The 25,311-nt window shown below is 60.0% G+C and carries 17 protein-coding genes; 11 read left to right on the plus strand and 6 right to left on the minus strand.

Translation table 11 applies throughout. The features are described 5' to 3' along the window. The first annotated feature begins 415 nt into the window (after positions 1 to 415). Positions 416 to 6,685 carry a non-ribosomal peptide synthetase gene (locus QMK52_RS17325; RefSeq protein WP_320403134.1) on the plus strand — a complete coding sequence of 2,090 codons (6,270 nt, stop codon included), beginning with the start codon at positions 416 to 418 and terminating at the stop codon, positions 6,683 to 6,685. Positions 6,686 to 6,733: 48 nt separating this feature from the next. Here QMK52_RS17325 and QMK52_RS17330 read toward each other — a convergent pair whose 3' ends face one another. Further along, positions 6,734 to 7,042, minus strand: coding sequence for a DUF6124 family protein (locus QMK52_RS17330; RefSeq protein ID WP_005789528.1), 309 nt, complete (start codon positions 7,040 to 7,042; stop codon positions 6,734 to 6,736). 463 nt (positions 7,043 to 7,505) lie between these two features. Here QMK52_RS17330 and QMK52_RS17335 point away from each other — a divergent pair, with 463 nt between their 5' ends. The 3 genes from QMK52_RS17335 to QMK52_RS17345 are packed head-to-tail and all read left to right on the plus strand — an operon-like array spanning position 7,506 to position 10,261. Next, complete coding sequence (locus QMK52_RS17335) at positions 7,506 to 8,447, plus strand: TauD/TfdA family dioxygenase (protein ID WP_320403135.1); 942 nt, start codon at positions 7,506 to 7,508, stop codon at positions 8,445 to 8,447. A gap of 57 nt (positions 8,448 to 8,504) precedes the next feature. Further along, positions 8,505 to 9,353, plus strand: coding sequence for an EamA family transporter (locus tag QMK52_RS17340; protein WP_148853579.1), 849 nt, complete (start codon positions 8,505 to 8,507; stop codon positions 9,351 to 9,353). Further along, entirely contained in the window at positions 9,353 to 10,261 is a 909-nt protein-coding gene (locus tag QMK52_RS17345) for a LysR substrate-binding domain-containing protein (RefSeq protein WP_320403136.1), read from the plus strand. The genes QMK52_RS17340 and QMK52_RS17345 overlap by 1 nt, the downstream gene beginning before the upstream one ends. A 55-nt stretch (positions 10,262 to 10,316) precedes the next feature. On the opposite strand, the gene QMK52_RS17350 is transcribed toward QMK52_RS17345, so the two are convergent. From QMK52_RS17350 to QMK52_RS17360, 3 genes are all read right to left on the minus strand, one after another. Then, positions 10,317 to 11,834, minus strand: a complete 1,518-nt coding sequence (locus QMK52_RS17350; RefSeq protein WP_320403137.1) for an ArnT family glycosyltransferase — start codon at positions 11,832 to 11,834, stop codon at positions 10,317 to 10,319. Between the two features lie 21 nt (positions 11,835 to 11,855). Beyond that, on the minus strand, positions 11,856 to 13,511 hold the full coding sequence (gene arnT / locus QMK52_RS17355) for a lipid IV(A) 4-amino-4-deoxy-L-arabinosyltransferase (RefSeq protein WP_320403138.1): 1,656 nt from the start codon (positions 13,509 to 13,511) through the stop codon (positions 11,856 to 11,858). Between the two features lie 183 nt (positions 13,512 to 13,694). Next, on the minus strand, positions 13,695 to 14,375 hold the full coding sequence (locus tag QMK52_RS17360) for a histidine phosphatase family protein (RefSeq protein WP_005789516.1): 681 nt from the start codon (positions 14,373 to 14,375) through the stop codon (positions 13,695 to 13,697). A gap of 273 nt (positions 14,376 to 14,648) precedes the next feature. Here QMK52_RS17360 and QMK52_RS17365 point away from each other — a divergent pair, with 273 nt between their 5' ends. The 6 genes from QMK52_RS17365 to QMK52_RS17390 all read left to right on the plus strand — a co-directional run bounded on the left by QMK52_RS17365 (position 14,649) and on the right by QMK52_RS17390 (position 21,950). Continuing rightward, complete coding sequence (locus QMK52_RS17365; RefSeq protein WP_005789514.1) at positions 14,649 to 15,317, plus strand: ABC transporter ATP-binding protein; 669 nt, start codon at positions 14,649 to 14,651, stop codon at positions 15,315 to 15,317. Between the two features lies 1 nt (position 15,318). Then, positions 15,319 to 17,781, plus strand: a complete 2,463-nt coding sequence (locus QMK52_RS17370) for an ABC transporter permease (protein ID WP_320404202.1) — start codon at positions 15,319 to 15,321, stop codon at positions 17,779 to 17,781. After that, entirely contained in the window at positions 17,771 to 18,838 is a 1,068-nt protein-coding gene (locus tag QMK52_RS17375; RefSeq protein ID WP_320403139.1) for a lipocalin-like domain-containing protein, read from the plus strand. The genes QMK52_RS17370 and QMK52_RS17375 overlap by 11 nt, the downstream gene beginning before the upstream one ends. 139 nt (positions 18,839 to 18,977) lie before the next feature. Continuing rightward, on the plus strand, positions 18,978 to 19,973 hold the full coding sequence (locus QMK52_RS17380) for a hypothetical protein (RefSeq protein WP_005789509.1): 996 nt from the start codon (positions 18,978 to 18,980) through the stop codon (positions 19,971 to 19,973). 2 nt (positions 19,974 to 19,975) lie between these two features. Continuing rightward, on the plus strand, positions 19,976 to 20,356 hold the full coding sequence (locus QMK52_RS17385; protein WP_032803630.1) for a hypothetical protein: 381 nt from the start codon (positions 19,976 to 19,978) through the stop codon (positions 20,354 to 20,356). Positions 20,357 to 20,504: 148 nt separating this feature from the next. Next, positions 20,505 to 21,950 carry a hypothetical protein gene (locus QMK52_RS17390; protein ID WP_005789506.1) on the plus strand — a complete coding sequence of 482 codons (1,446 nt, stop codon included), beginning with the start codon at positions 20,505 to 20,507 and terminating at the stop codon, positions 21,948 to 21,950. Positions 21,951 to 21,955: 5 nt separating this feature from the next. Here QMK52_RS17390 and QMK52_RS17395 read toward each other — a convergent pair whose 3' ends face one another. Both QMK52_RS17395 and QMK52_RS17400 read right to left on the minus strand, forming a co-directional pair. After that, complete coding sequence (locus tag QMK52_RS17395; protein ID WP_320403140.1) at positions 21,956 to 22,657, minus strand: sterol desaturase family protein; 702 nt, start codon at positions 22,655 to 22,657, stop codon at positions 21,956 to 21,958. Between the two features lie 569 nt (positions 22,658 to 23,226). Further along, the gene (locus QMK52_RS17400; RefSeq protein WP_320403141.1) at positions 23,227 to 24,375 is read right to left on the minus strand and encodes an aldose epimerase family protein; all 1,149 of its coding nucleotides are present in this window, start codon (positions 24,373 to 24,375) and stop codon (positions 23,227 to 23,229) included. A 137-nt stretch (positions 24,376 to 24,512) separates the two neighbouring features. Between QMK52_RS17400 and QMK52_RS17405 the strand changes: the two genes are divergently transcribed. Beyond that, positions 24,513 to 25,280, plus strand: coding sequence for an SDR family NAD(P)-dependent oxidoreductase (locus tag QMK52_RS17405; RefSeq protein ID WP_005789500.1), 768 nt, complete (start codon positions 24,513 to 24,515; stop codon positions 25,278 to 25,280). Positions 25,281 to 25,311: the final 31 nt, after the last annotated feature.

A 25,311-nucleotide genomic window follows, 5' to 3' on the forward strand; every position in this document is an offset into this window, starting at 1 on the left:
ACGTGACTCGGCGTTCGAGTTTTTATTTAGCCATATGGAATTGTCCTACGTATGTAGCGGAAACGCGGGACACAAACTGCCATAAAATCTGCGTCATTATTCCGACGTTTCTGGTCAATAAAACCGGCAACGAACGCTCGCAAGGTATTTTTAGTTTTAATTAACTGGATGATATTTAAGGTAAAAGTTTAAATCCTTGCAGAATTTCAAAGTGCCAGCATCGGCCATGTATAGCCAATTTCCTACAGCGCTTTAATCGTTTCAGCAATGAACGACCCGCCAAGCCCGTTCCATCCATTTGAATGTCCGGGTTTCGGGTGACAGACGCCTGCGGCCCCCCATGCTCAAATCCGGCAAATTCGGCGTAATGGGCCACCCTGCGCGGCCAGTGCCTGACCCCCATGAGAAGGATCTTATGCAGTATTCCTCCCGCCAGCCGGCCAGCTTCCCCCTCACTGCCGCCCAACAGGACATTTGGCTCGATCAGATGCGCGTGGGCGATTCGCCGTTGTACAACATTGGCGGCTATCTGGATTTTGCCGGCCCGGTCGTGCCCGAACGCATGCAGCGTGCTGTCGCCCTGCTGGTGGCTCGGCATGATGCGTTGCGCACCCAACTGCATACCGACGCCAACGGCATGCCTGGGCAAACATTCGCCCCCGAACTGAGTGTGGAGGTGGCGGTTCATGATTTTTCCGTGCTACCCGATCCACCCGCGGCGACGCAAGCCTTGATGCAGGCGCAAATGGCCCGGCCCTATGCCATGCACGGCGAACCGTTGTGGCGGTTTTTTCTGGTCAAACTTGATGATGACCACTACCGCCTCGGTACCCAGGCCCACCACCTGATTCTCGACGGCTGGGGCTTCGGCCAGTTGCTGCAATCCCTCGCGCAGTTGTACACCGCCCTGGAGCAGGGCCGGCACGTGGAGCCGTTCGCACCGTCCTATATCGACTTTATCGACAACGACCAGCGCTACCTGCACTCGGCCCGTTGCGCCCGTGACCGCGACTATTGGCTGGACAAGTTCCAGGTACTGCCCGAGCCACTGCTGACGCCGAAGCAAACCACCAAGGCGTCGAGCAACACCTTCCTGGAAGGGTTTGCGGTGGCGCTGCTCAACCGTATGGAGCAGGTCGCCAACCGCTGCCAGGCGTCGGCTTTTCATGTGTTGCTGGCGGCGATGTATGTGTATTTCAGCCGCACCAGTCAACGCCAGGAATGGGTAGTGGGGCTGCCGATTCTCAACCGCTCCAACGCGCGTTTTCGCGCCACCGTCGGCATGTTTGCCCAGGTCAGTGCGGTGCGTTTTCAGTTCAGCGAAGGGTTGCCTTTTGGTGAGCTGGTGCGCGGCATACGCGATCAGCTCAAGCAGGATTTCCGCCATCAGCGCTTCCCGTTAAGCGAGATGAACCGTGAGCTGGGCCTGCGACGAACCGATCGCGGGCAGTTGTTCGACCTGTCGGTGTCGTTCGAGCAGGACGACCATGACCTGCGTTTTGGTCAGGTGCAGGCGCGTGCCATCAAGGTGTCCAACCACCATGAGGCATTGCCGATCGCCATTCACCTGCGCAGCAACCGCTACCAGGACAGCGCGTGGCTGCATTGCGTCTACAACGAGGCGTACTTCCAGCACGACGAAGTCCAGGCGATGGCGCGCGGCTTCACCTGGCTATTGGAGCAAGGGCTGGAAGACCCCTCGTTGCCGGTCGGTGAGTTTTCCATGCTGGCGCCTGAAGCTCAGGCTCGGCTGCTGCACTGGAACGCCACCGTGCAGCCCAACGCACTGCCGCAAACCTTGCACCGGCGGATTGAAGCGCAAGCCGCACACACGCCCGACGCCATAGCCGCGGTGTATCAGGGCCATCAGCTGACCTACGCCCACCTCAACCGTCAGGCCAATGCCCTGGCGCATCAACTATTGGCACACGGCGTACAGCCGGATGATCGCGTGGCCGTGCTGGCCCGACGCGGGCTGGACACGTTGGCGGGGTTGTTGGCAGTGCTCAAATCCGGCGCCTGCTACGTGCCTCTGGATCCGGCCCATCCGGCTGAACGCCTCGACTACCTGCTGCAAGACAGTGCGCCTGTGGCAATCCTGACCCAACAGGATTTGCGCCAGCGCCTGCCTGTCTCCACGGTGCCAGTGATCGCGCTGGAGCAGGTCACCTCGCACATCGACAGTAACCCCGAGGTTGCGGTCTCGCCGTCGAACCTGGCCTATGTGATTTACACCTCCGGCTCCACCGGCTTGCCCAAGGGCGTGATGGTGGAGCACCACAGCGTATCGAACCTGGTGGACTGGCACTGCCGGGCGTTCGACCTGCACGCGGGCAGCCATACCGCCAGCGTCGCCGGCTTTGGTTTTGATGCCATGGCCTGGGAAGTCTGGCCGGCGTTATGCGTGGGTGCAACGCTGCACCTGCCACCGGCGCACGACGGCGCGGAAAATATCGATGCGTTGCTCGACTGGTGGCGCGCGCAGCCACTGGACGTGTGTTTCCTGCCCACGCCTGTGGCCGAATACGCCTTCAGCCAGCAGCGTGGGCATCCCACCTTGCGCACCTTGCTGATTGGCGGCGATCGCCTGCGCACGTTCACCCAGGCGCAGACATTTGAACTGATCAACAACTACGGCCCTACCGAAGCCACCGTGGTTGCCACCTCTGGAGCCGTTGAGGTGGGCCAGCCGCTGCATATCGGCGCGCCGGTCGCCAACGCCCAGGTTTATCTGCTGGATGCGCAACAACGCCCGGTGCCGATTGGCGCAGTGGGGGAGTTGTATGTGGGCGGCAAGGGCGTGGCGCGGGGTTATCTTAACCGTCCTGAACTGAATGCCGAACGCTTCCTGGACGATCCTTTCAACGGCGCGCGTATGTACCGCACCGGCGATCTGGCGCGCTGGCTGTCGGACGGCAATCTTGAGTACCTGGGGCGCAACGACGACCAGGTAAAAATCCGCGGTGTACGCATCGAGCTGGGGGAAATCGAATCGGCCCTGGCCGCCCACCCGGCGATCAAGGACGCGGTAGTGCAGTTTCGCCAAGGGCAATTGCTGGCCTGGTTTATCCCGCGTGAGCCAGTCGAGATTCAAACCCTGCGCGCCCATCTGCAGGCCTCGTTACCTGACTATATGGTGCCGGCGGCCTATGTCCGCCTTGAGGCGTTGCCCCTGACCGCCAATGGCAAGCTCGACCGCAAAGCCTTGCCCGCACCCAGCCAGGAAGCCTTTGTCACTCGCCGCTTCGAAGCAGCGCAGGCCGGTGTGGAAGCTACCCTTGCGCAGATCTGGGCCGAGTTGCTGCACGTGCAGCAAGTAGGGCGCCACGACCATTTCTTCGAGTTGGGCGGGCATTCGCTGTTGGCGGTGCAACTGGTGCAGCGCATGCGCCAGGCCGGCCTGCGTGCCGATGTGCAGGTGCTGTTCGGCCAGCCAACGTTGGCGGCGCTGGCAGCGGCGTGTGGCGGTACTGAAATGGCGGTGCCAGGCAATCGAATTCCGCCGGGCTGTACGCATATCACCCCTGATCTGCTCGCCCTGGCCGAGCTGGATCAAGCCAGCCTCGACCGCATTGTCGCAAGCATCCCTGGTGGGGCAGCGAATGTGCAGGAAATCTACCCGCTGGCGCCGTTGCAGGAAGGCTTGCTTTACCACCACATCACCGATGCGCACGACCCGTATCAGCAACAGGCTCTGTTCAGCTTTGCGCGCCGCGAGCAGCTGGATGCCTTCGCCCACGCCCTGCAACAAGTGATCGACCGCCATGACATCCTGCGCACCAGCCTGGTGTGGGATGCCCTTGAACAACCGATGCAGGTGGTGTGGCGAAAAGCGCGGTTGCGGGTCGAACCGCTGCGCGAGCCGGCTCAACCGCTGGACTTGCGCCAGGCGCCGCTGATGGCCCTGGACTACGCCGAAGAACCTCACCATCAGCGCTGGATCGCCAGGCTGCGCTTTCATCACTTGGTCAACGATGCCACTTCGACCACCCTGTTGGTGGACGAGATCCGCGCCCATCTGCTCGGCCAACAGGCGCAATTGCCCGTGCCGGTGCCGTACCGCAATGTGGTGGCGCAAGCCCGATCAGCCGTGCGCCAGGCTGCGCACGAGGCGTTCTTTCGCCAGCAGTTGGCAGAGGTGGACGAGCCGACCCTGGCGTTTGGCGTGCAGGAGCGCCAGGCCAAGCGTGCCGAGACCGAAGAAGCCGAACGCCTGCTCAGTGACGCGCTCAACCTGCGCCTGCGCAGCCAGGCCCGCGCTCTTGGCGTGAGCGCCGCGAGCCTGTTCCACCTGGCCTGGGCCCAGGTGCTCAGCCGGGTGGCGAGCCGCGACGATGTGGTGTTCGGCACCGTACTGCTTGGCCGCTTGCAAGCCGGCGAGGGTGCCGAGCGGGCGTTGGGCATGTTCATCAACACCTTGCCGCTGCGCCTGCGCCTGGTCGGGCAAAACGTGGTGGATGCACTGCACGACACCCACACACAACTGAGCGCCTTGCTCGCACATGAACAAGCCTCCCTGGCGTTGGCCCAGCGTTGCAGCGGCGTGTCACCGTTGTTCAACAGTCTGCTCAATTACCGCCACACCTCGGCCGATCTTGAACTGAAACTGGTACCGGGCATGGCCTTGCTCAACAGTGAAGACATCCTCAGTTACCCGCTGATGTTGACGGTGGATGACGTGGCCAGCGGTTTCCGGCTCAAGGCCAAGGCGCCGCGCACCGTGGGTGCCGAGCGGGTGCTGAGCTACCTCGACACGGTGCTCAATGGCCTGGTGGATGCGCTTGAGCAGGCGCCGAAAATGCCGCTTCGCGACATACAGGTGTTGCCCGCCAGCGAGTTGCACACCCAGTTGTCAGGCTTCAACGCCACCGCCACGGACTACCCGCAAACCCTCACTGTCCAGGCGCTGTTCGAAGCCCATGCGCGGGACATTCCAGATGCCATCGCGGTGCAGGCCGGCGAGCAGCAATTGACCTATCGCGAACTCAACGAACGCGCCAACCAACTGGCCTTTCATCTGCGCGAGCATGGCGTAGAGCCCGACTCGCGGGTGGCACTGTGTGTGGAGCGCGGGTTGGAGCTGGTGGTGGGGTTATTGGCCATTCTCAAGGCGGGCGGTGCCTATGTGCCCCTCGACCCGAGCTACCCACGCGAACGCCTGGCCTACATGCTCGCCGACAGCCAGCCGGTGGCGCTGCTGGTACACGGCGCTACCCGCGAAGTGCCGGGCGAGGTTGCAATCCCCGTGATCGACTTCGACCACTGCACCTGGAGCCAGGCGCCGGCCGACAATCCGTCGGTACCGGGTTTGAGCATCGCCAACCTGGCTTACGTGATGTACACCTCGGGCTCCACCGGCATCCCCAAGGGCGTGATGATCGAACATCGCGGCCTGGGTAACCTGCTGCACTGGGGCTCGCAATTGTGCCCCGACGCCGCAGGCGGCGCCTTGTTGCAGCGCGCGCCATTCAGCTTTGACGGTTCGGTGTGGGAACTGTTCTGGCCATTGAGCAACGGTATGCGCCTGGTGCTGGCGCGGCCCGATGGTCATCGTGAACCTGCGTACCTGGCCCAGTTGATTCGCGAGCAGCACATCAGCGTGATCAAGTTTGTGCCGGCGATGTTGCAGCAGTTTCTTGAGCTGGACGAGTCGGCGCTGTGCACCAGCCTCACCGATGTGTTGTGCGGCGGCGGCGAACTGACCGAAGCCCTGGCCCGTGGCGTGCAGGCGCGCTTGCCCAAGGTGCGCTTGCACAACGTCTACGGCCCTACCGAGGCTACGGTCGACAGCAGCGCCTGGACCCTCGAGCCCGGCGCGCCGGTACCCGCGGTGCAACTGCCGATTGGCCGGCCGATCAACAATACCCGCCTGTACGTATTGGACGCCCATGACGCACCGGTCCCCATAGGCATCAGCGGTCAACTGCATATCGGTGGTGTGGGAGTAGCCCGCGGCTACCTGGGGTTGGAGCAGATGACTGCCGAGCGGTTTATCGACAGCCCCTTCGTCGCCGGTGACCGCCTGTATCGCACGGGCGACCTGGTGCGCTACCTGCCGGACGGCAATCTGGAATTCCTCGGGCGCAATGACTTCCAGGTCAAACTGCGCGGCGTGCGCCTGGAGTTGGGCGAAATCGAAGCGCGCCTGAGTGCACACCCGGCGCTGCGTGAAGTGGCGGTACTGATTCGCGATGAGCGCCTGGTCGCCTACTTCACCCTGCGCGGCCAGGCGCCGAGCCTGGAAGACTTGCGCGCCCATGTGCTGGAGCAACTGCCGGAAGTCATGGTGCCGGCCGCCTTTGTACAACTCGACGCACTGCCCCTGAACCCTGCCGGCAAACTCGACCGCAAGGCCCTGCCGGAGCCGGGCCTGGACGCGGTGCTCAGCCGTGCCTACGAAGCGCCCCAGGGCGAAGTGGAAACCTTGATGTCCGGCATCTGGGCCGACGTGCTGAAACTGGAGCGGGTAGGGCGCCACGACCACTTCTTCGAACTGGGCGGGCACTCGCTGCTGGCAGTCAACCTGGTGGCCCGCCTGCGCAAGGCCGGGCTGGAAGTGGACGCACGCACCTTGTTCAGCCAGCCAACCCTGGCGCAACTCGCCGCCAGAACCGTGGCGCAGGTCCAGCGCGTTGAAGTGCCGCAAACCGCCATTCCCGCCCTCAACCGCCGCCGCAGGATCTGAGGATTGGAATGCATTCAATCTGGGAGGGGGCTTGCCCCCTCCCACATTCTACGGTGCTGCCTTCAAGGGCTTCATGCACTCGATAGAGCGATCCACTGTGGTTCTGGCAATCTCCAGCAAATGCCACACCGCCAGAATCTTCGCCCGCACGGGGCTGTCCAGCAGCTCGCTACAATCGAGCGCTGTCGCTGAGGCACTGTCGAGCAGGCTGGCGGTGTACAGCAACGCATCTTCAAAACTCAGATCGTCGTTGACGCTGTGAAAACCCTGCCTGGGCAGGTAATGGTCAATGGCGCGGTTGAACGCGGCACGGGTTTTTGCGGGGTCGAAGGGTGGGTCGGGTAAGACTTTATTCATGGTGTAGCTCCAACTGGTAGATAAGGAGCCGACCCCTTCGCGACTAAACGGAGGGTGGCGGCTGTACGCAGGTTAGTCGACCGGCCAGTTGGATCCGGCGCACCCGAAGGTGCCCTGCGCACAGCCACCATGAACAGGGTGACAGCTTGCGCACAACTGGAATCCGGGCGACTAAACCCGATCACTGATGAGCAGTGACGGATCGCAGACTAGCCACCGATTCCAACCGGCACAAGGCGGCGGGGATTGTCTCGGAAATGTCCTGCAATTTAAAGAGAGATGGCTTGCTGGCCCTTTACAAACCATGACAAAACTGCCAGCAGTGACAGCTCATATTTTGGCGTAGGAAAAATCTGTCATGACGAGCGTTGATGGCTACCCTGATGAGGTTTCGCTTTTTCGGACAAGGTTGAGCTTAGTTAAATGGAGGCTCTACTCACCACCGTAAAGGATTGCGATGAACATGGATGTCAGTCATTTTCGTCAAGAGGCAGCCAAAGTCAGACTTTCAAAAGCCGCATTTGATGAGTTGTTGTGCGCAAAGAATATAGTCGTGTCCAGTGGCCAAAATCATCGCTTCGATACAACACCTGCCTGCATCAATCCGCTTAGCTCACCCATCCTGCATGCGGAATTGAACAATATTCGAAACATGATTGACCATGAAACTCATGTGTTGATCTTGGATGGTTTTAAAGTCGATAGCCTCGCAGTCTTCAAATCACTTATTTGGACATTTGGCTCTTTGCTGGGAAAGCCAATGGTGCAGAATCATCTCGGTCATAAGGTTATTGAAGTATACGATCGGGGCGGTAAGAGTATTGAAGAGGGTGCCAGATACCACCAAACCCGGCAGGGTGCTTACGTACACAACGATGGTGTGAGTGACCCGCTACCTATCGACTATTTGATCTTGGCGTGTGGTCAGAAAGCACTGCTGGGTGGTGAAAGCATTCTGATTAATGCGAGCGCGGTCTACGCAGAGCTGATGACGTTTCCAGATGTACTGACACAGCTGAAATGCGATTTCTTTTTTGAGAATCGAGGCATGGCCGAGGATGAGACGCTGTTTAAAGCGCCCATCTTGAGTTTTTCAGACGCAGGCATTCCTTTGATCAGGTATTTTCGTGTCTACATTGAGTCGGCTCATCTGAAGGCTGGTGTCCCGTTGACCCTCGCACAAACTCAGGCGCTGAATATACTGGATGCTGTGCTCGACCAGTCTTCAGTCCAACATCGCATACTGCTTGAACCAGGGCAGGTATTGATTTCTGCCGACAACAAGTTCCTGCATACCCGCACGCATTTCATAGACAGGAATGTTCCCTGTGCGCAGATCAATGATGATGAGCGGCTGAGCGATCTCAATCGCTACATGCTACGGATGTGGTTACGCAAGCCATGATGCCTGGCTTGCCCTGCATAACTGATTCCTCCCTGTTTTCAGCAAAAGCCGAGCCCCATGGACAACTCCGATATCGCGATCACCCTGGTCTTGATCTCCGCCTTCATGCACGCCACTTGGAATGCCGTAGTACGCGCCGGAAGCAGTCGCTTTATGACTTTGGCAATGGTCGATGGCACCGCATTGCTGATCTGTCTGGCAGCGCTGCCGTTGGTTCATGTGCCAAGCCTTGAGGTGTGGGGCTATGTGCTGGTTTCCGTAGTGCTCAATACGATCTATCGATTGTTTCTGATCAAGGCTTACGAGACCGGCGATTTCGGTCAGGTTTACCCGGTCATGCGTGGTGTGCCGCCGGTACTGGTTGCGCTTTTTTCCTACTTCTTACTGCATGAGCAGCTGTCGTTTCAGGCGATGGCAGGTGTGCTGATGATTTGCGTGGGGATCATCAGCCTGACATTTGTGCGCAGGATGACGGCGCACATGCTCAAGCCGATCCTGATGGCGGTGTGCGCTGGAGCGTTCATTGCGTCCTATACGGTGGTGGACGCCAAAGGCGTGCGAGCCAGTGAGACGGTGCTGCAATACATCATTTATCTGACGGTATTCCAGAGCATCCCGATCCCGTTATTGGCGTTGATCAAGGCGCGTCCGGCATTCACCCAGGCCATCCGCTGCCACTGGCGGGTAGGAATGTTGGGAGGGGTGTTTTACCTGGCGTCCTACGGCCTGGTGTTGTTTGCGTTGTCCCTGGATGCGGTAGCCAAGGTGTCCGCGTTGCGGGAAACCAGTGTTATTATCGGCACCATTATTGCCGCACTGTTTTTTCATGAACGGTTTGGCTGGCGGCGAATGCTGTCGGCATTCGTCATTGTTGGCGGGATCATCCTGATCAAAGTGAGCAACTGATGGCCCAACGTCCGCCCCCGACCCCTATGCTTCAAGCCTTCGTGAGTGCCGCGCAGACCGGCAGTTTTGCGCGTGCCGCATCCGAGTTGAACCTCACCGCCAGCGCTATCAGTCATCAAATCGCAGGTCTGGAAGATTGGTGGGGGGTGCAGTTGTTCGAGCGCCACTCACGGGGCGTCAAACTCACGCCGGCGGCGCAGGCACTGTTGCCGGTGGCCGAAGGTTTTTTCAAAGACCTGGATGCTGTGCTGCATTCGCTCAGTCCCGGTAAACCTCAACCGCTTTACCTCGCCTGTACGTCCTCTCTGTGCTCAACCTGGCTGATTCCCAGGATGCATGGTTCTCATGCTCACGCGTCGTTCAATCTGGATTTGGTGTTGACCAGCGCGGACATGAGCAGCAGCAGCTTGAGTGCGCATCAGTATGACGTCGCCGTGGTGATGGGGTACGGCGACTATCCGGACCACCATGTCGAGCTTTTGATGCGCGATGCGGTATTTCCTGTATGTTCGCCAGCGTTTGCGCGTATACACGGCGATATTGCCCTGGCGGATATCGCCCAGTACCCATTGATTCATCGGGTGGATGATCAAGTGTGTCCAGGGTGGGAGAGCTGGTTTGCCTTCCAGGGGCTGCAAGCACCGCCCTATCACCATGGCCCACGCTTTCCTGATTCCAGTTTGGCTATCAGCCTGGCGGTAAAGGGCGGGGGAATTGCGTTGGGCAGAACTGCACTGGTACATGACGCCTTGAAGGAGGGAGCCTTGGTTGCGCTGAAAGCTCCTGTGATGATGTCGCCGGCTGCCTATTACATCATTTGCCGAGAGGGGCGTCAGTCGGAGCCGGATATCGCTCGGTTGTTTGATTGGCTCAAGGCGCAGGCTGACGAGTTTGTGTGCGAAGTTTAAATGCACCCCGTAGGGGGCTCACGCCAAGCCTTTGCAAACAGCGCCTCTTCGATTCTCAGCGTGGCATCGGAACAAACGCCACGCTCCCTCCCTCACGCTTCTGAAACAAGCGCTCGCCATTATCCGATTGCGTAGTGACCACTCGATGATCCACGCCCAGAAACGCCAGCGGCATCGGGTCTTCCCTGGAATACTGCGCGATGATAATCGTGTGTTGCGGATCGAACCTTTGGCCGCTGGTCTTTTCCAGCCAGGCCATGAACGCGGCGCTGTCGCCCTGGCGGGGGTAGTCCTGGGTTTCGCTGACGTAGTAGAAGGGCTTGCCGTGGTTTTGCAGGTACATGGGCAGCTTGTTGTCGACCTCCACCAGCACCATTTGCCATTGGTCCCATGGTGCGTTTTTCACGGCTTGGGCTTGCACATCCTCGGCGAAGCGGGTCACGCCGCCGTTGCCGGTAGTCCAGGGGTAGATCACCCCCAGCACCAGCAAGAGCAGGCCTGCGCTGATGCCGAAGCCTTTTTGCCAGCGCGGCCAGCTCGCCGGTTTTTTCTTTAGGCGTTCGCTCAGCCACCAGGCTGCGAGCAGTTGGGCAAAGGGCACCAGCGGCAGTACGTAGTAGCTGCGGCGGCTGCCGCTGGCGGTGAAGAACACAAACAACAGGCCCAGGCCCCACACCAGCCAGCGCACGTTGGGTGGGGTGTGGCGCCAGTGCCGCACCGCCAGCCACAGGCCCAGTAGCCAGCAGGGGGCCCACGGCAGGGTGTAGACCGGCAGGTAGATCAGGTAGGTGTAGATCGGCCCCATGTGATCGAAGGGGTCGAAGAAACGCACCACGTTTTCCCTGAACACCAACGCCAGACCGCTCTCGCCATAAGAGGGCGCGCCGTAGCGCTGGGACAGTACGAAAGGAATCGCGTAAAACGCCGCGGCGATCAGCATGGCCAACAGCAGACGCAGATTGAGGTGGCGTTTGTAGCGCTGCTGGCTGAGCAGGTGCGGCAGCAGCACCAGCCCAGGCAGGACAAAACCGATCAAGCCCTTGAACAGTGACGTCGCTGCCAGCAACAGGAAAAACATCGTGTAGCGCCCAAGTGTGGTGTCTTCCGGCCCGCGCCAATACCACCACACGGCTGCCAGCACGCCGCACACGGTCAGCACGTCGGCGGTGGCGACCCTGGCCCAGAACAGGAAGTAGAAGGTGGTGGCGAGCATCCAGCCGGCGATCAAGCCTGTGCCTTTGCGAAACAGCCGTTCGCCGATCAGGTACACCAGCCAGATACTCAGCCACGCCGCAATCACCGATGACAGACGCAACGACCACGGGCCAAGGCCGCCCATCAAGCTGGCGAAGCCGCTGATCAGCCAGTAGGAGGGCAGGGGTTTGTCGTAATACGGCGTGCCTTTGAGATACGGGTCGAAGTAATCACCGCTTTGCAGCATCTGCAGGGCGATGTTGGCCCAGCGTGTCTCCGGCCCCCACAGGTCGCGACTGCCCAGGCCCAGCAGTAAAAGCAAGGCCGAGACGCCCAGCAGTAAAACCAGGGCGCCGCGTTCGGTTTTCCATAGGCTCATGGGCTGTTCCTGCAAAGGCGATCAAGGTTGTTGGGGGTAAATCGTCAGTACCAGGTTGCCCTTGCGATAGCGCTTGCCGCCGGGCGGCAATTGCCCTTCTTCGCGGTGTTCGCTGGTGCTGCGGACCCGCATCAGCACGCCCACCGAACCTCGCTCGCGGGCTTCGGCCAACCAGGCTTGCACGTTGTCGAGCGTGACCTTGCGGTGCGCCGCTTCTTCGTAATGCAAGCCGTAGCGCAGCTCGCCCTCGGTGCCGTAAAACGCCACCTCTGGCTCACGCAGGCGCCATGACAAGGCCGATGCCAGGCCCAGTTCGTTGCTCAGCAAAGCACGGGTGTGTTGCAGTTCGTCCAGGTGCTCAAGCACGAACTGGTCGGGCATTTCGTTATCCGCTATCAACTGCGGCATTCCCGCCGGCAACAGGGCTACCAGCAAGCCAATGCCCAGCGCCGGCATCGCCCACAACGTCAGCGGGCGCACCGCTTGCAACAGGTTGGCGAGGATCCAGCCCAGCAGCACGATAAAAGCCAGGGACAGGCTGAACATCTCGGCGTGGCTGTTGCCGTACAGCGGGTCGGTGATTTGCAGGTAAATCAGCCCGACCATGGCCGCCATGCCGAGAACGAAATTGACCGCGCCGTTGATCACAATCGTACGTGCCTTGCCTTGCTTGATCAGGTCGATCAAACCGTGGCCCATCAGCAGCGCCAGGGGCAGCAGGCAGGGCATGATGTAGGTCGGCAACTTGCCTTTGCTCAGGCTGAAAAAGCCCAGGGGCAGCAGCCACCACAGGGCGAGAAAGGCGATCGCCGGCTGGCGTTTTTCGTTCCAGGCCTTGCACAGTGTTGTCGGCAGTAATGCGGCCCACGGCAGACACGCCACGACCATGATCGGCAGGAAGAACCAGAACGGCCGCGCATGTTGCGCATTGTCGGAGGCGAAGCGGCGAATGTGTTCGTGCCAGAAGAAAAAGCGCCAGTAATCCGGTTCCCGCACATGGATCGCCAATGCCCACGGCAGGCAAACCAGTACCGCGACCATAATCGCCACCGGCCCGTAGCGCAGCAACTCATCGACGCGGCGCTGCCAGATCAGGTAAGGCACCGCGACCAATACCGGCAGCAGCCATGCCAGAAACCCCTTGGTCATGAACCCCATGCCGCACGCCAGCCCCAACAAGGCCCAGCAACCCAGACGCCCACGTAAGGTGGGGCTGTCGAGAGCAAACCACAGGGCGACCAGGCTCAGGTTGACCCACAAGGTAAATTGCGGATCAAGGTTGGAATACCCGGCTTGCCCGGCCACCAGGCCAAAGCTCATATAGAGCAGGGCGCAGGCGAAGCTTTTACGTGGGTCGTTCCACAGGCGCCGCGCGATCAGGTAGGCCAGCAGCACACTCAACGCCGTGGCCAGGACCGAGGCGATGCGCACGCCGAACAGGTTTTCGCCAAACACCGCCTGGCCCAGGGCAATCAGCCAATAGCCCGCGGCGGGTTTTTCGAAATAACGCACGCCCATAAAGTGCGGCGCTACCCAGTTGCCGCTCATCAGCATTTCCTGGCTGACCTGGGCATAACGGGTTTCATCCGGAATCCACAGGCCGTGAAAGCCCAGGGGCAGCAGGAAAAAAACGGCAAAGCCCAGGATTAACCAGGGCAGAGGGTTCAAGCGGGTCATGAGCACGTTGCTCCATGACGTTCAAACAGGTGCAGGAAGAGTATTGAATTAATCGGGCCGAGCATCGTGATGTTCACTGAATCAATGAGGGGGGAACCTAACTAAGAGGCGCAACTGAACATGCCAGAACAGGGCTGTCGTTTTGCTGAACGTAATAGCTGCTGGGTATGTAAATAAGTGTAATTAAAGTTGTTTAAGTACTGCGGCCCATTGCTGGATTTTCAGAGTGCCCATTGCCTCAAGTTTGCCGTTGGGCAATACCTTGACGAACAGTGCACTGCCATATTCGGCCGCTGCGGCATGGGGAAAGCCCAGGCTCGTCTGGAAGTCGCTCATGCAGGCGCTGTGGGTGATCAACATGAGGTTGCGACTCGGCTGTTTATGGCTGAGGATTTCCTCCGCCATGGCATCCCCGCAAATGGCGAGCGGGCCCGGGGACAGCTCGGTCTTGCCGAACATGAACAGCGAGGTTTGGGCAGTGCGCGTGGTCGGGCTGCTCAGCACGTCGGTGGCCTCCATGCCCAATGAGTCAAAGGCTTTGCCCAGTGCGGTCGCGCGTTGCGTGCCCTGGATCGTGAGGCCGCTGGCAGGGCCGAAACAAGGATTTGTCGAGCGGTCGCAGCGTTCTTCATGACGCACCAGTACCACCAGGTCGCCCTGGCGCCAACTGGCGAGCACCCCGGAGGTGACCAGGCGATTGCCGACCCCCAGGTCAAGCGGGGAAGAGGGCCACAACAGAAAACCTGTGAGCAGCAGGCCGACTAAGCTGATGCCCAGCACAGGCAGGCGGTATTTTTTCAGGCGCTTCAACCTTGCCCATTTGGGTTCTGGATTGGCCAGGATCATGTCTGCCACGCTATTCACCCTCGGCCCTTTAGTTGTGCTTATAACAAGTGAAGTTAATGGGCGATCGCCCGTTGTGGAGCAGCAGCCTGTCACAGTGCTGCTGTCTTTTTGCTGAACATCCGCGTCGTAAAAAGTGTGAATATTAGTAACTAACAAGTTGCGAGTTATCACCGCTGGGAGTGCACTCTAAAGTGCCGAGGATGGGCAGGCGGTGAAATCCATGTGAAAAAATTGCGTGGGCATCACCCTCAGCCGTTATTCTCGTTGGCAGTCCTTCAAGTGAGCGTTCCTATGTTGCAGGTACAAGGGGTTATCAAACACTACGCCACTCCCCAAGGTCCGCTGGCCGTGCTGGCCGGTGTCGACCTGTACCTGGGGCCGCGCAGCAGTCTGGCGCTGATGGGCGAGTCGGGCAGTGGCAAAAGCACCTTGCTGCACCTGGTGGCCGGCCTGGATCGGGTCGACGGCGGCAGCATCCGCATTGGCGAGCAGCGCTTGGACCAGCTCAACGAAGGGCAACTGGCCCATTGGCGCCGTACCGAAATCGGCCTGGTGTTCCAGCAGTTCAACCTGATCGGCAGCTTGCGTGTGGAGGACAACCTGGCATTCCAGGCGCGCCTGGCGGGGCGCTTCGATCCGCATTGGCAGGCGCAGTTGGTGGAACGTCTGGGGCTGGGCGATTTGCTCAAGCGTTATCCGGAGCAACTGTCTGGCGGTCAGCAGCAGCGGGTGGCGGTAGGGCGGGCGCTGGCCTCGCGTCCGGGTTTGCTGTTGGCCGATGAGCCCACCGGCAACCTCGACGAAACCACCAGCGATGAGGTGCTGCAGTTGCTGTTGGATCTGCTGCAGGACAGCCCTACCAGCCTGTTGATGGTCACCCACAGCCCACGGCTGGCGGCACGCCTGGACCAGCAGGTGCTGCTGCACCATGGCCGTGTCGTACCGATGGACGCGCGCTGAGATGGCGGTGTTCTGCTGGGCGTTGCGTGCGTTGTTGAGCCACTGGCGCCGTCACCCGGTGCAGTTTTTCAGCGTGCTGACCGGCCTGTGGCTGGCTACGGCATTATTGACGGGCGTGCAGGCGCTCAACAGCCAGGCACGGGACGGCTATGCGCGCGCCAGCCAATTGATCGGCGGCGAACCGCAGGCCAGCTTGAGCGCACCGGACGGCGCCGCCTTCCCCCAAGCGCTGTTTGCGCAGTTGCGCCGCGCGGGGTGGCCGGTGTCACCGGTGGTGCAGGGGCGGGTGGTACTCAAGGGGCATGAGGAGCAGCGGCTGCAATTGATGGGCATTGAGCCGGTATCGTTACCTGGCAGCGGCAGCGTGGCCGGGCAGCGCTTGAGCCAGGCACAGATGCTGGCGTTTTTCCAGGCGCCGGGGCGTACCTGGGTTGCCGCGCAAACCTTGGAGGCGCTCGGTTTGCACGCGGGCGAACAACCGCTGACGGCCAGCGGGCAGCGCTTGCCGCCGTTGCAGGTTCAACCGGACATGGCCCCCGGTATGCTGCTTACCGATATCGGTTTTGCCCAACCCTTGCTGAACATGCAGGGGCGGTTGTCGCGCTTGCTGCTGGACAACGCCTTCGCCGCCCGCCATCCCCAAGCGCCCGCCGGGTTGCAACTCAAGCAGGGCGAGGACAACAACCTCTCACGTCTCACCGATAGCTTTCATCTGAACCTCGACGCCTTGGGCTTTTTGTCCTTCGTGGTCGGGTTGTTTATCGTGCACGCAGCCATCGGCCTGGCCCTGGAACAACGGCGGGGTTTGTTGCGCACTTTGCGTGCCTGCGGGGTCAGTGCGCGAATGCTGATCCTGAGCCTGGGGGTCGAACTGGGCGTTCTGGCATTGCTGGGCGGTGTACTCGGGGTCGCCAGTGGCTACCTGCTGGCCAGCCTGTTGTTGCCGGACGTCTCCGCCAGCTTGCGCGGCCTGTACGGGGCCGAAGTGGCAGGTCAACTGAGCTTGAGCCCGGGGTGGTGGCTTGCAGGGCTGGGCTTGAGCCTGCTCGGCGCCTTGCTCGCAGGGGCCAGCAGCCTGTGGCGTGCGGCGCGTTTGCCGTTGCTGGCGCTGGCCAATGCACAGGCCTGGCATGAGGCCCACGGGCGCTGGTTGCGGCGCCAGGGTTGGGTGGCGGTTGCGGCGCTGCTCATTGCACTGCTGGCCCTGGAATTGGGCAACAGCCTGGCCGCCGGATTCGTGCTGATGGCGGCGTTGCTGCTGGGCGCTGCACTGGGTTTGCCGGTGTTGCTCAATGCGCTGTTGAACGGCGTGCTGGGGCGCAGTCGTTCGGTACTGGGCCAGTGGTTCCTCGCCGACTGTCGCCAGCAACTGCCAGCCTTGAGCCTGGCACTCATGGCGCTGTTGCTGGCCCTGGCGGCCAATATTGGCGCAGGCTCCATGACCTCGGGTTTTCGCCAGACCTTCAACCACTGGCTGGAACAACGTCTGACCGCCGAGCTTTACCTCAACCCGCAAAATCCGGCTCAGGCGCAGCAACTGCACACATGGTTGGCACAGCAGCCGCTGGTGCAGGCGGTGCTGCCCAGCTGGCAGGTCGCGGTGCAGTTGCAAGGCTGGCCGGCGGAGCTGTTTGGTGTGGTCGACAACCCCACCTATCGTCAGCACTGGCCGTTGCTGGAGGCGACGAGCACACCCTGGGACCGCTTGCTGCAAGACGATAGCGTGATGCTCAGCGAGCAGTTGGCGCGGCGCTTGAACGTGCGCCTGGGCGACAGGGTTCAAGTCCCCACCCCTCAGGGCACATGGGCACCGGAAATCGTCGGAATCTACGCCGACTATGGCAACCCCAAGGGCCATCTGCTGGTCAACGCCAAGCACCTGTTGGCTCATTGGCCGACGCTGTCACCGGTGCGTTTCAACCTGCGCGTGGCGCCCCAGGATGTGCAGCCGCTGGTGGGTGAAGTGCAGCGTGAGTTCGCCCTGGAAGACAGCCGTATCGTCGATCAACAACAACTCAAGGGATGGTCCAGTCAGGTCTTCGAACGCACCTTCGCCGCCACTGCTGCGTTGAATAGCCTGACCCTGGGCGTGGCGGGCGTGGCATTGTTCATCAGCCTGCTGACCCAGAGCCAGAGTCGCCTCGGGCAACTTGCGCCGTTGTGGGCGCTGGGGGTGACGCGCCGCCAACTGATGCTGCTCAACCTTGGCCAGACCTGGCTGCTGGCGGTACTGACGCTGGTCCTTGCGTTGCCGTTGGGGCTGTTGCTGGCGTGGTGCCTGGATGCGGTGATCAACGTCCAGGCGTTCGGCTGGCGCCTGCCGTTGCAGGTATTCCCCGGGCAGCTTGCGCAGTTGATGGGGCTGGCGTTGCTTGCGACATTGCTGGCCTCGGCCTGGCCGCTATGGCAGCTCTACCGCAGCCGCCCGGCGGATTTGTTGAGGACCTTTGCAAATGAAGATTAAAGCGTTGGGGTGGGGGGTGTTGCTGCTGCTGTTGAGTGCCTGTGACAAGCCGCCTGCACCCGAGGAAAGCTTCGCCGGGCTGGGCAGCGATGCGGCGGAATTTGCCCAAGTGGTCCCCGGCAAAGTCTTCAGCTTCCCCGAAGATCACGGCCCGCACCCAGGCTTTCGCATCGAATGGTGGTACGTCACCGCCAACCTCAAGGATGCCCAGGGCAATGTGTTCGGCGTGCAATGGACCTTGTTTCGCAACGCCGTGAATGCCGGGCCGATGCAGCAAGGCTGGTGCGACTCCACCATCTGGCTCGGCCACGCCGCCGTCACCAGCGCTACCCACCACTACGCCGCCGAACGCTTCGCCCGTGGTGGCGTCGGCCAGGCCGGAGCGCAAGCGTTGCCGTTCAACGCCTGGATCGACGACTGGAACTTCGCCAGCCGCCCAGGCGCCACTAGCGCTCTGGCCGATATGCAACTCAAGGCCAGTGGCGCGCAATTCGCCTACGACCTGCAACTGACCTCCAGCCGCCCGTTGGTGCTGCAAGGTGACAACGGCTACAGCCGCAAATCCGACCAGGGCCAGGCGTCGTACTACTACAGCCAGCCGTTTTTCACCGCCACCGGCAGCATCAGTATCGACGGCCAGACGTACGAAGTCAGCGGCCCGGCCTGGCTCGACCGCGAATGGAGCAGCCAACCCCTGGCCGCCAGCCAGACCGGCTGGGACTGGTTCTCCCTGCACCTGGATCGGGGCGCGCAACTGATGCTCTTTCGCGTGCGAGACAAAGACGGCGGCGGGTACCTCACCGGAACCTGGATCGACGCCCAGGGCCGCACCGAGACCCTGCACAACACAGATATTCAACTGGCGCCACTGACCAGAACCGAGATTGACGGGCGCAGCATTCCTACACGCTGGTCGCTGAAGATCCCCGGCAAACACCTGGACATCACCACCGAGGCGGTCAATCCGAAAGCGTGGATGAACCTGGGGATTCCCTACTGGGAAGGGCCGGTGAAGTTCGAGGGTGGGGTGGGGTATTTGGAGATGACGGGGTATTAGGGCGTCTTCCGTAGGCGCTTATCTTTTGCTGTGTAGGCAACTTCCCAAACGTGTTGTTTGACCCCCGCCTGCTTGTGTCCGGGCTGTAGGCGCTTGCTTATATTTCGATGCCATCTTCATGGCATTCGAGATGTAAGGCATGGCGCAGGCATACCTCAACGACCGCACCACGGACTACCTCAGTTTGAAGTCCCGGCTAATGGGTAGGGCGTTGAATCAGCAGCGCTCTGATCATTTCGATGTGTTGAATCGGCACCTGCTCCATAAGCTGGTGACGCCAGGACAGTTGGTGATTATTCCTGACAATTACAGCGTCACTTGCAGTGCCGAAGAAGCCTGGTTGATGCGCTATGCCGAGGAAATTCACCGAGGACTGGCACTGGATGCGTCGGCTGGGCCAGCAGTGATCAATGACTATGGCCTGCTGCAGAGCCTGTTGGAGTATGGCTCGATAGGCGTAGGGAGTGCGACATCTGCGTGGGGGCGACATCTGGATGAGGTGGTGCTTACGCTCGAGTCGATTGAACAGTTACATCAGCGGTTGAAAGGGGGTGGCTTGGACCGGGTTGAGTTTGTTCGACAACGGCAGATTCTGTTCGGGAACCTGGATAGGCAACTGCAAGGTGCAGCGCGGTTTGGGACAGGGCTGAGGGGGAATCAGTCATTGAAAAAGGTGCTTGGCGTTTCAACCAAGAGCTACCTGCATAAAGGCGAAATAGCAGGGTATGCACAGCGGATCGGGGCAGTTGCGCAGGCTTCGAAATGGCTGGGGAATGGGACTTATGTGGGGCTGGCGATGGATGTAGGCGTGGCGGGTTTGGAAATCAGGGAGGCGTGTGTGGTGGGAAGGGAGGCGCAATGCAAAAGAGCGAAATATGTGGAGACGGGGAGGTTGATGGCTGGAGTATTAGGCGCTGCTCTTGTGGGCAAGCCTGCTGCAAATATTGCTCGCAGTGCATGCCGGATTGCATTAGGTATTTCACTGAAAGGCAACGGTGAACTGGCGTGTGGAATTATCGGAGGGGCTGTTGGCGGGTCTGCGGGAGGCTCTTTTTTTGGTGAGGGTGGTGCGTTTGTAGGCGGAAGAGTCATGGAAATCGACGGCGATCTGATATTCCAACCCGAGGGGACATAACGATGTCCCCTTTTCTTGTATATACCATTGTGTGGCTCGCTGGGTCGGGTGTCGTCTTGGGACTGATAGTATTTGCTGAATACGCAAAGCTGGATGAGCTGGAAAGTTACTTCAGTGAGAACGAGAAGGTTCGTCTACATAAGCGTTTCTGGAAAAGAAATCGGATGATCGACAGGTATCATCGCATGAGCCTGATGGTCGATATCCTGTCAGGGCCTAAGGCTTATCTCAAAGCCGGCCTTGTGACCGAAGCTGAGCTGGCATCTGTTCCCTTGACGCTGAGGCGCTGGGCTTTGTGGCCGTATCGCCTCGCGAGTATTTGTATCATCCAAATGGTTGTATGGGAGGTTTGGCGCAGGTGGTGCGATATCCCAATTCCATAGAAGGAGGGCTCACTCGCGTAACAAGCCAGGAGCACATATTTTGTTAAAATACTGTACATAAATACAGTATTGTCCTACAGTCCATCCCAGGTGACCGGATGTCACCGGTCACCTGAGCTTCAATTTTTTAACTATGGATGGATAAAAAATGAAATCGAAAAAAGCCCTTATGCTAGGCGCGGCCATGATGGCCTCCTGCTTTGTTTCGGCCTTTGCCCTGGCCGAGCAAACCCCTCCCAAGCTCAGTGCGCAGACGGTCAGGCAGGCCGTGGACAAAGCGTTGAAACAAGGTGGCACAGTGGAGAAGGCCATTGTCTCGGACGCACTCAAGCAAAAGCTCGATGCAGCCAAGGCCGGCAAGCCCAAGGTGTCAGCCGGCAAGGCAATTGCCAGTAATGCGGTGGTTGATGCCAAGGTAGGCGAGTTGGTAAAGCCCGATCAGGCGAAACTCAAGGAAGCGGCGGTTGCTGCCTTCACTCCGCTGTTTCCAACTCTGGATATCAACACCCTTTACACGCTGACCGGGGTGGAGACCGGCGCGCAGATCGCCTACCACTTCAACCTGCCGAAGAATGCGCGAATTCAGGTGCAGTTGTTGAACCAGAGTGTCGGCACCGACATGTCGCTGACCCTGTTCCACGATGACGGGCAGGGTAATCTGACCCCGTTGGGCACATCTGATAACGCCGGCAATGCCGATGAGTACCTCAACGGTGTATTGCCGGCCGGTGACTACTACTGGTTCATGGTGGCCAATGCCGCGAGCAACTCGCAGTTCAGCTTCGGCGTGGCGGTAGACAGCAACATTGATGCCTACGAGCCCAACGATACCGAGCAAACCGCGTTTGCCCTGCCGGATGCGCTGAATCAGGTGACCGGTAACCTCGACAGCGTCAATGATGTGGATTACTTCTCCTTCACGTCGCTGCGCGGCCAGGGTGTCGGCATGTTTCTGGGTGATGATGGTGCGGGTACGCGCAACCAGTGGATCTTCGAGCGTTTCGACGGTAATAACTGGGTAGTGATTCAGCCGGATTCCACCTCCACCTATCCGAACCTGACGCCGGGCTACACGGTCAAGGTACGTGTGCGGGCGAACCCGGCGGTGGCGTTGAACCCTCAGGCGCAGTACAAGTTGACCCTGGGTTCGGCGCCTCGCTTGAACCAGCACAACGTGAACGGCGATAACGTAGTGCGCATTCCCAGCTCGATCTTCCAGCTGGCCACCCAGGCAGCCCGCAATCTGAGCTGGAGCACCCAATGGTCGGACAGCACCGGTGAGCCACTGCGCGGGGTCACCCCAGTGCTGCGGGTCGACAAGCACTTTGGTGCAACTTACAACTGGGTCAACTATGAGGCCAAGACCGGCATCACGGGTGCAGCTTCGGGCAATGTCGCCTTGGGCACTTGCTCCGGCGACTATAAAGTGCGGTACCCGGACAGCGCGTCGGGCCAGACCTACAACTGGGAAACCTGGTTCAACGAAGGTGGCTGGCGCATCGAGCTCAAGGAGTTTCCGGGTGTGGGCGTAGGCGGCAATATCACCCAATACGTCAGCCTGGGCCACATTTGCAGCCAGACCATCGTGCGCTGAGTGATCTACGAGTGTGAAGCAGGGGGCAGTCCATTTGGGTTGCCCCCTTTTTTTGTAGTCGGCTCCCAATACAGCGTGCCAAACAGGTAATCCATCAACGGCAACACGATATTGAAATTGCGCCCCTGCATCAGCTCGCGACGGTGATGCAGGGCGTGCAGGCGATGCATTTGGCGAATCCACGGCAGGCGCGCCACCGGGTGTTCAGCGGGCAAGTGTTCGCAGGCGTGGAACAGCTCGTAGAGCAGGTAGCCGAGGATCATGCACCCGGCAAACAACCCCGCCACGTTGGGGTTCAGTTGCTTGAGCATCCACCAGCCGGGAAGGGTGATGGCCAGGCTGTGCAGTACGATCAGCCAGGCGGGGAACAGGATGACGCGCCAGTCACGCGGGCTGTCGTAGGTCATGTGGCCGGGCGTGAAGAAACTGTGGTGATCGCCGGTGTGGCGCGCGTAGAACAGCCGGGCGAATGGGTGCTTGTGATGGCCGAGGTGACGGTGCACGAGGTAGATGCACAGGTTGAAGAACACCAGCGTCAAGGGCACCGTCAGCCACTGCAGCGCGGTGATCTGTGCGGTGGAGGACCAGGCCAGGGTGATACAGGTGATGCCGTAGCCGAGGACGAACGCGGCGTGTAGCCAGGGGTTGTAATGGCGACTCACGTTGGCGCGGTAGCGGCTGCGGAACGTTTCGGTGAGATGGGGCATGGCGGGCTGCTCGTTGTTTTTGTTCGAGATTGAGCTTAGTGGGTGGGGAGGAATGTGCGAGCTTTTACTGGGGGCATGGGTATTTACACAACTTTGGCGTTACGCCGGATCTGTGGGAGGGGGCTTGCTCCCGATGGCGGCCTTAGGGCCGACCAGGATGTTGGATCAGACCGAGTACATATCCATTCCTGCGGTAACGACTGATATTGGTTCCGCTTTTACAGCGGGTCACTTTTGAAAAGAGCCGGAATGCCGGCCCAGCCAAAAGTAACCAAAAGGCTCTTGCCCCACCACTCGGCACCTCGCTTAGGCTCGGTGTGCCCGTAATCCGCCATGGATTTGGGGGGCCGCCGCCACGCGCCATCCATGGCGCGGGGCGGCTAAACCGGCATCCCTGCCGGTTTACCCCCCAAATCCCTGTCGAATTCCGGCCAGCGTGGTTTGACGGAGCGCCTGAGATCAAAAGCAGATCAAGATCAAGAGCGGCTCGCTTCGCATCGTGGTTACTGTTGGCGACTGCAAAGTTGTGTAGATACCTATGCTCATCGGGGTGTAGCCCTCCCACAGTTTTAATCGGCGGTGAACTTGAAAATGGTGTTCTGGATATAGGTTTGCCCTGGATTCAAGCGAGTTGAGGCAAAGCCGGGTTGGTTAGGCGCATCCGGAAAATGCTGGGTCTCCAGGGTGAACCCGCTCCAGTGCTGGTACGTCTTGCCACCTTTGCCCTTCACCGAACCATCCAGGAAGTTGCTGGTGTAGAACTGCACCCCAGGCTCACTGGTGTAAAGCTGCAAGCGCCGCCCCGACTCAGGGTCATGCACCTGGGCAGCAAGCTGCTTTACATCACCTTTGGTATCCAGGGCCCAGTTGAAGTCGAACCCGCCTTGTTTCGGCTCGGCAAATTTGAGCTGCGGATGGTCCGCCTTGATGTGCTGGCCAATAGGCGTGGGCTTGAGGAAGTCCATCGGTGTGCCCTTGACCGGAGCCAGCTCACCGGTAGGGATCAAGGTGGCATTCACCGGTGTGTAGTGGCTGGCGTGCAAGGTGGCGACCTGCTTGAGAATGTCGCCGTTACCCGCGCCGGCGAGGTTGAAGTAGCTGTGATTGGTGAGGTTGAGTACCGTCGGTTTGTCGGTGGTGGCCTTGTAGTCGATGTGCAGTTCGTTCTTGTCGTTGAGGCGGTAAGTGACTTCGGTCTTCAGGTTGCCGGGGAAACCCATTTCACCGTCCCTGGACAGGTAGGTGAGGGTGACGCCCACCGAATCCTTGTCCTTGACCGATTCGGCGTGCCACACCTGTTTGTCGAAGCCCTGGGCGCCGCCATGCAGCGAGTTGGGGCCGTCGTTGAGCGGCACCTGGTAGCGTTTGCCGTCGAGTTCGAAGGCACCGCCGGCCAGGCGGTTGCCGAAGCGGCCGATGGTTGCGCCGAAAAATGCAGTACCGCCTTGATAGCCTTGCACATCATCGAAACCCAGCACTACGTCGTCGAGCTTGCCGTTTTTGTCAGGCACCTTCAGCGACTGCAATACACCGCCGTAGGTAATTACCGTGGCTTGCATGCCATGGCTGTTGCGCAACACATACTGTTCGACGGCGGTGCCGTCATTGGTTTTACCGAAAGGCTTGTGCTCGCTGGTAAGGCCGGCGGCGTGAGCGCCGCCGCTGGCGATCAGCATGGACAGCGCCAGACCGGACAACAGGTATCGAGGGTGCTTCATGTCGAACTTCCTTTTGTTGTTTTTGGGTTGAATAGTTCTACTAATGTGAGATATTTCACCAGTTATCCAGCAGATTTATAGCCTTTAACGCCGATTTCGTAAAATAAAATAAGACTAATTGATCGAGGCACTACGTTATGAGTACTGAACACGCCATTTATCCCGACCTCAAGGGCAAGAGCGTATTGATCTCCGGCGGGGCGTCAGGGATTGGCGAATTCATGGTGCGGGCCTTTGCCGCCCAGGGTGCCAAAGTGGCGTTTGTGGATCGCGCGCAAAGCCAGGGTGAACGCTTGGCGGCGCTGCTGAGTTCCAAGGGCCACACGGTCGAGTTCGAGTGCTGCGATATTACCGATGAGATTGGCTACGGCGCGGCAATCCGGCGCTTCGAGCATTCCCTCGGGCCGATCACGGTGCTGGTCAACAACGCGGCAAATGACGTGCGCCACAGTCTGGAAGAAATCGACTCGCAAATGTTCGACCGGTTGATCGCTGTCAACCTCAAGCACGCCTTCTTTGCCGCAAAGGCGGTGGTGCCAATGATGAAAGAGGCGGGTGGCGGCTCGATCATCAACCTGGGCTCGGTCGGCTGGATGATGGCGTCTGCCGGCTACCCGGTGTACGCCGCCAGCAAGGCCGCTGCCCACGGCATGACCCGAGGCCTGGCGCGGGAGCTGGGGCCGAGCCATATCCGCGTCAACACACTGGTGCCGGGCTGGGTGATGACGGAAAAACAATTGGCCATGTGGGTGGATGACGCGGCTCGGGAGTTGATCGCCCGTAGCCAGTGCCTGCCTGGCAGTGTGATGCCGGAACACATCGCCAATATGGCCCTGTTTCTGGCCTCGAATGCCTCGGCGATGTGTTCGGCGCAAAACTTTATCGTTGACGGCGGCTGGGTGTAGAAACGCGATTCCAAAAAATTGTGAAGATCGC

It is taken from the genome of Pseudomonas sp. P9_2, assembly GCF_034008255.1.
GTDB lineage: Bacteria > Pseudomonadota > Gammaproteobacteria > Pseudomonadales > Pseudomonadaceae > Aquipseudomonas > Aquipseudomonas synxantha_A.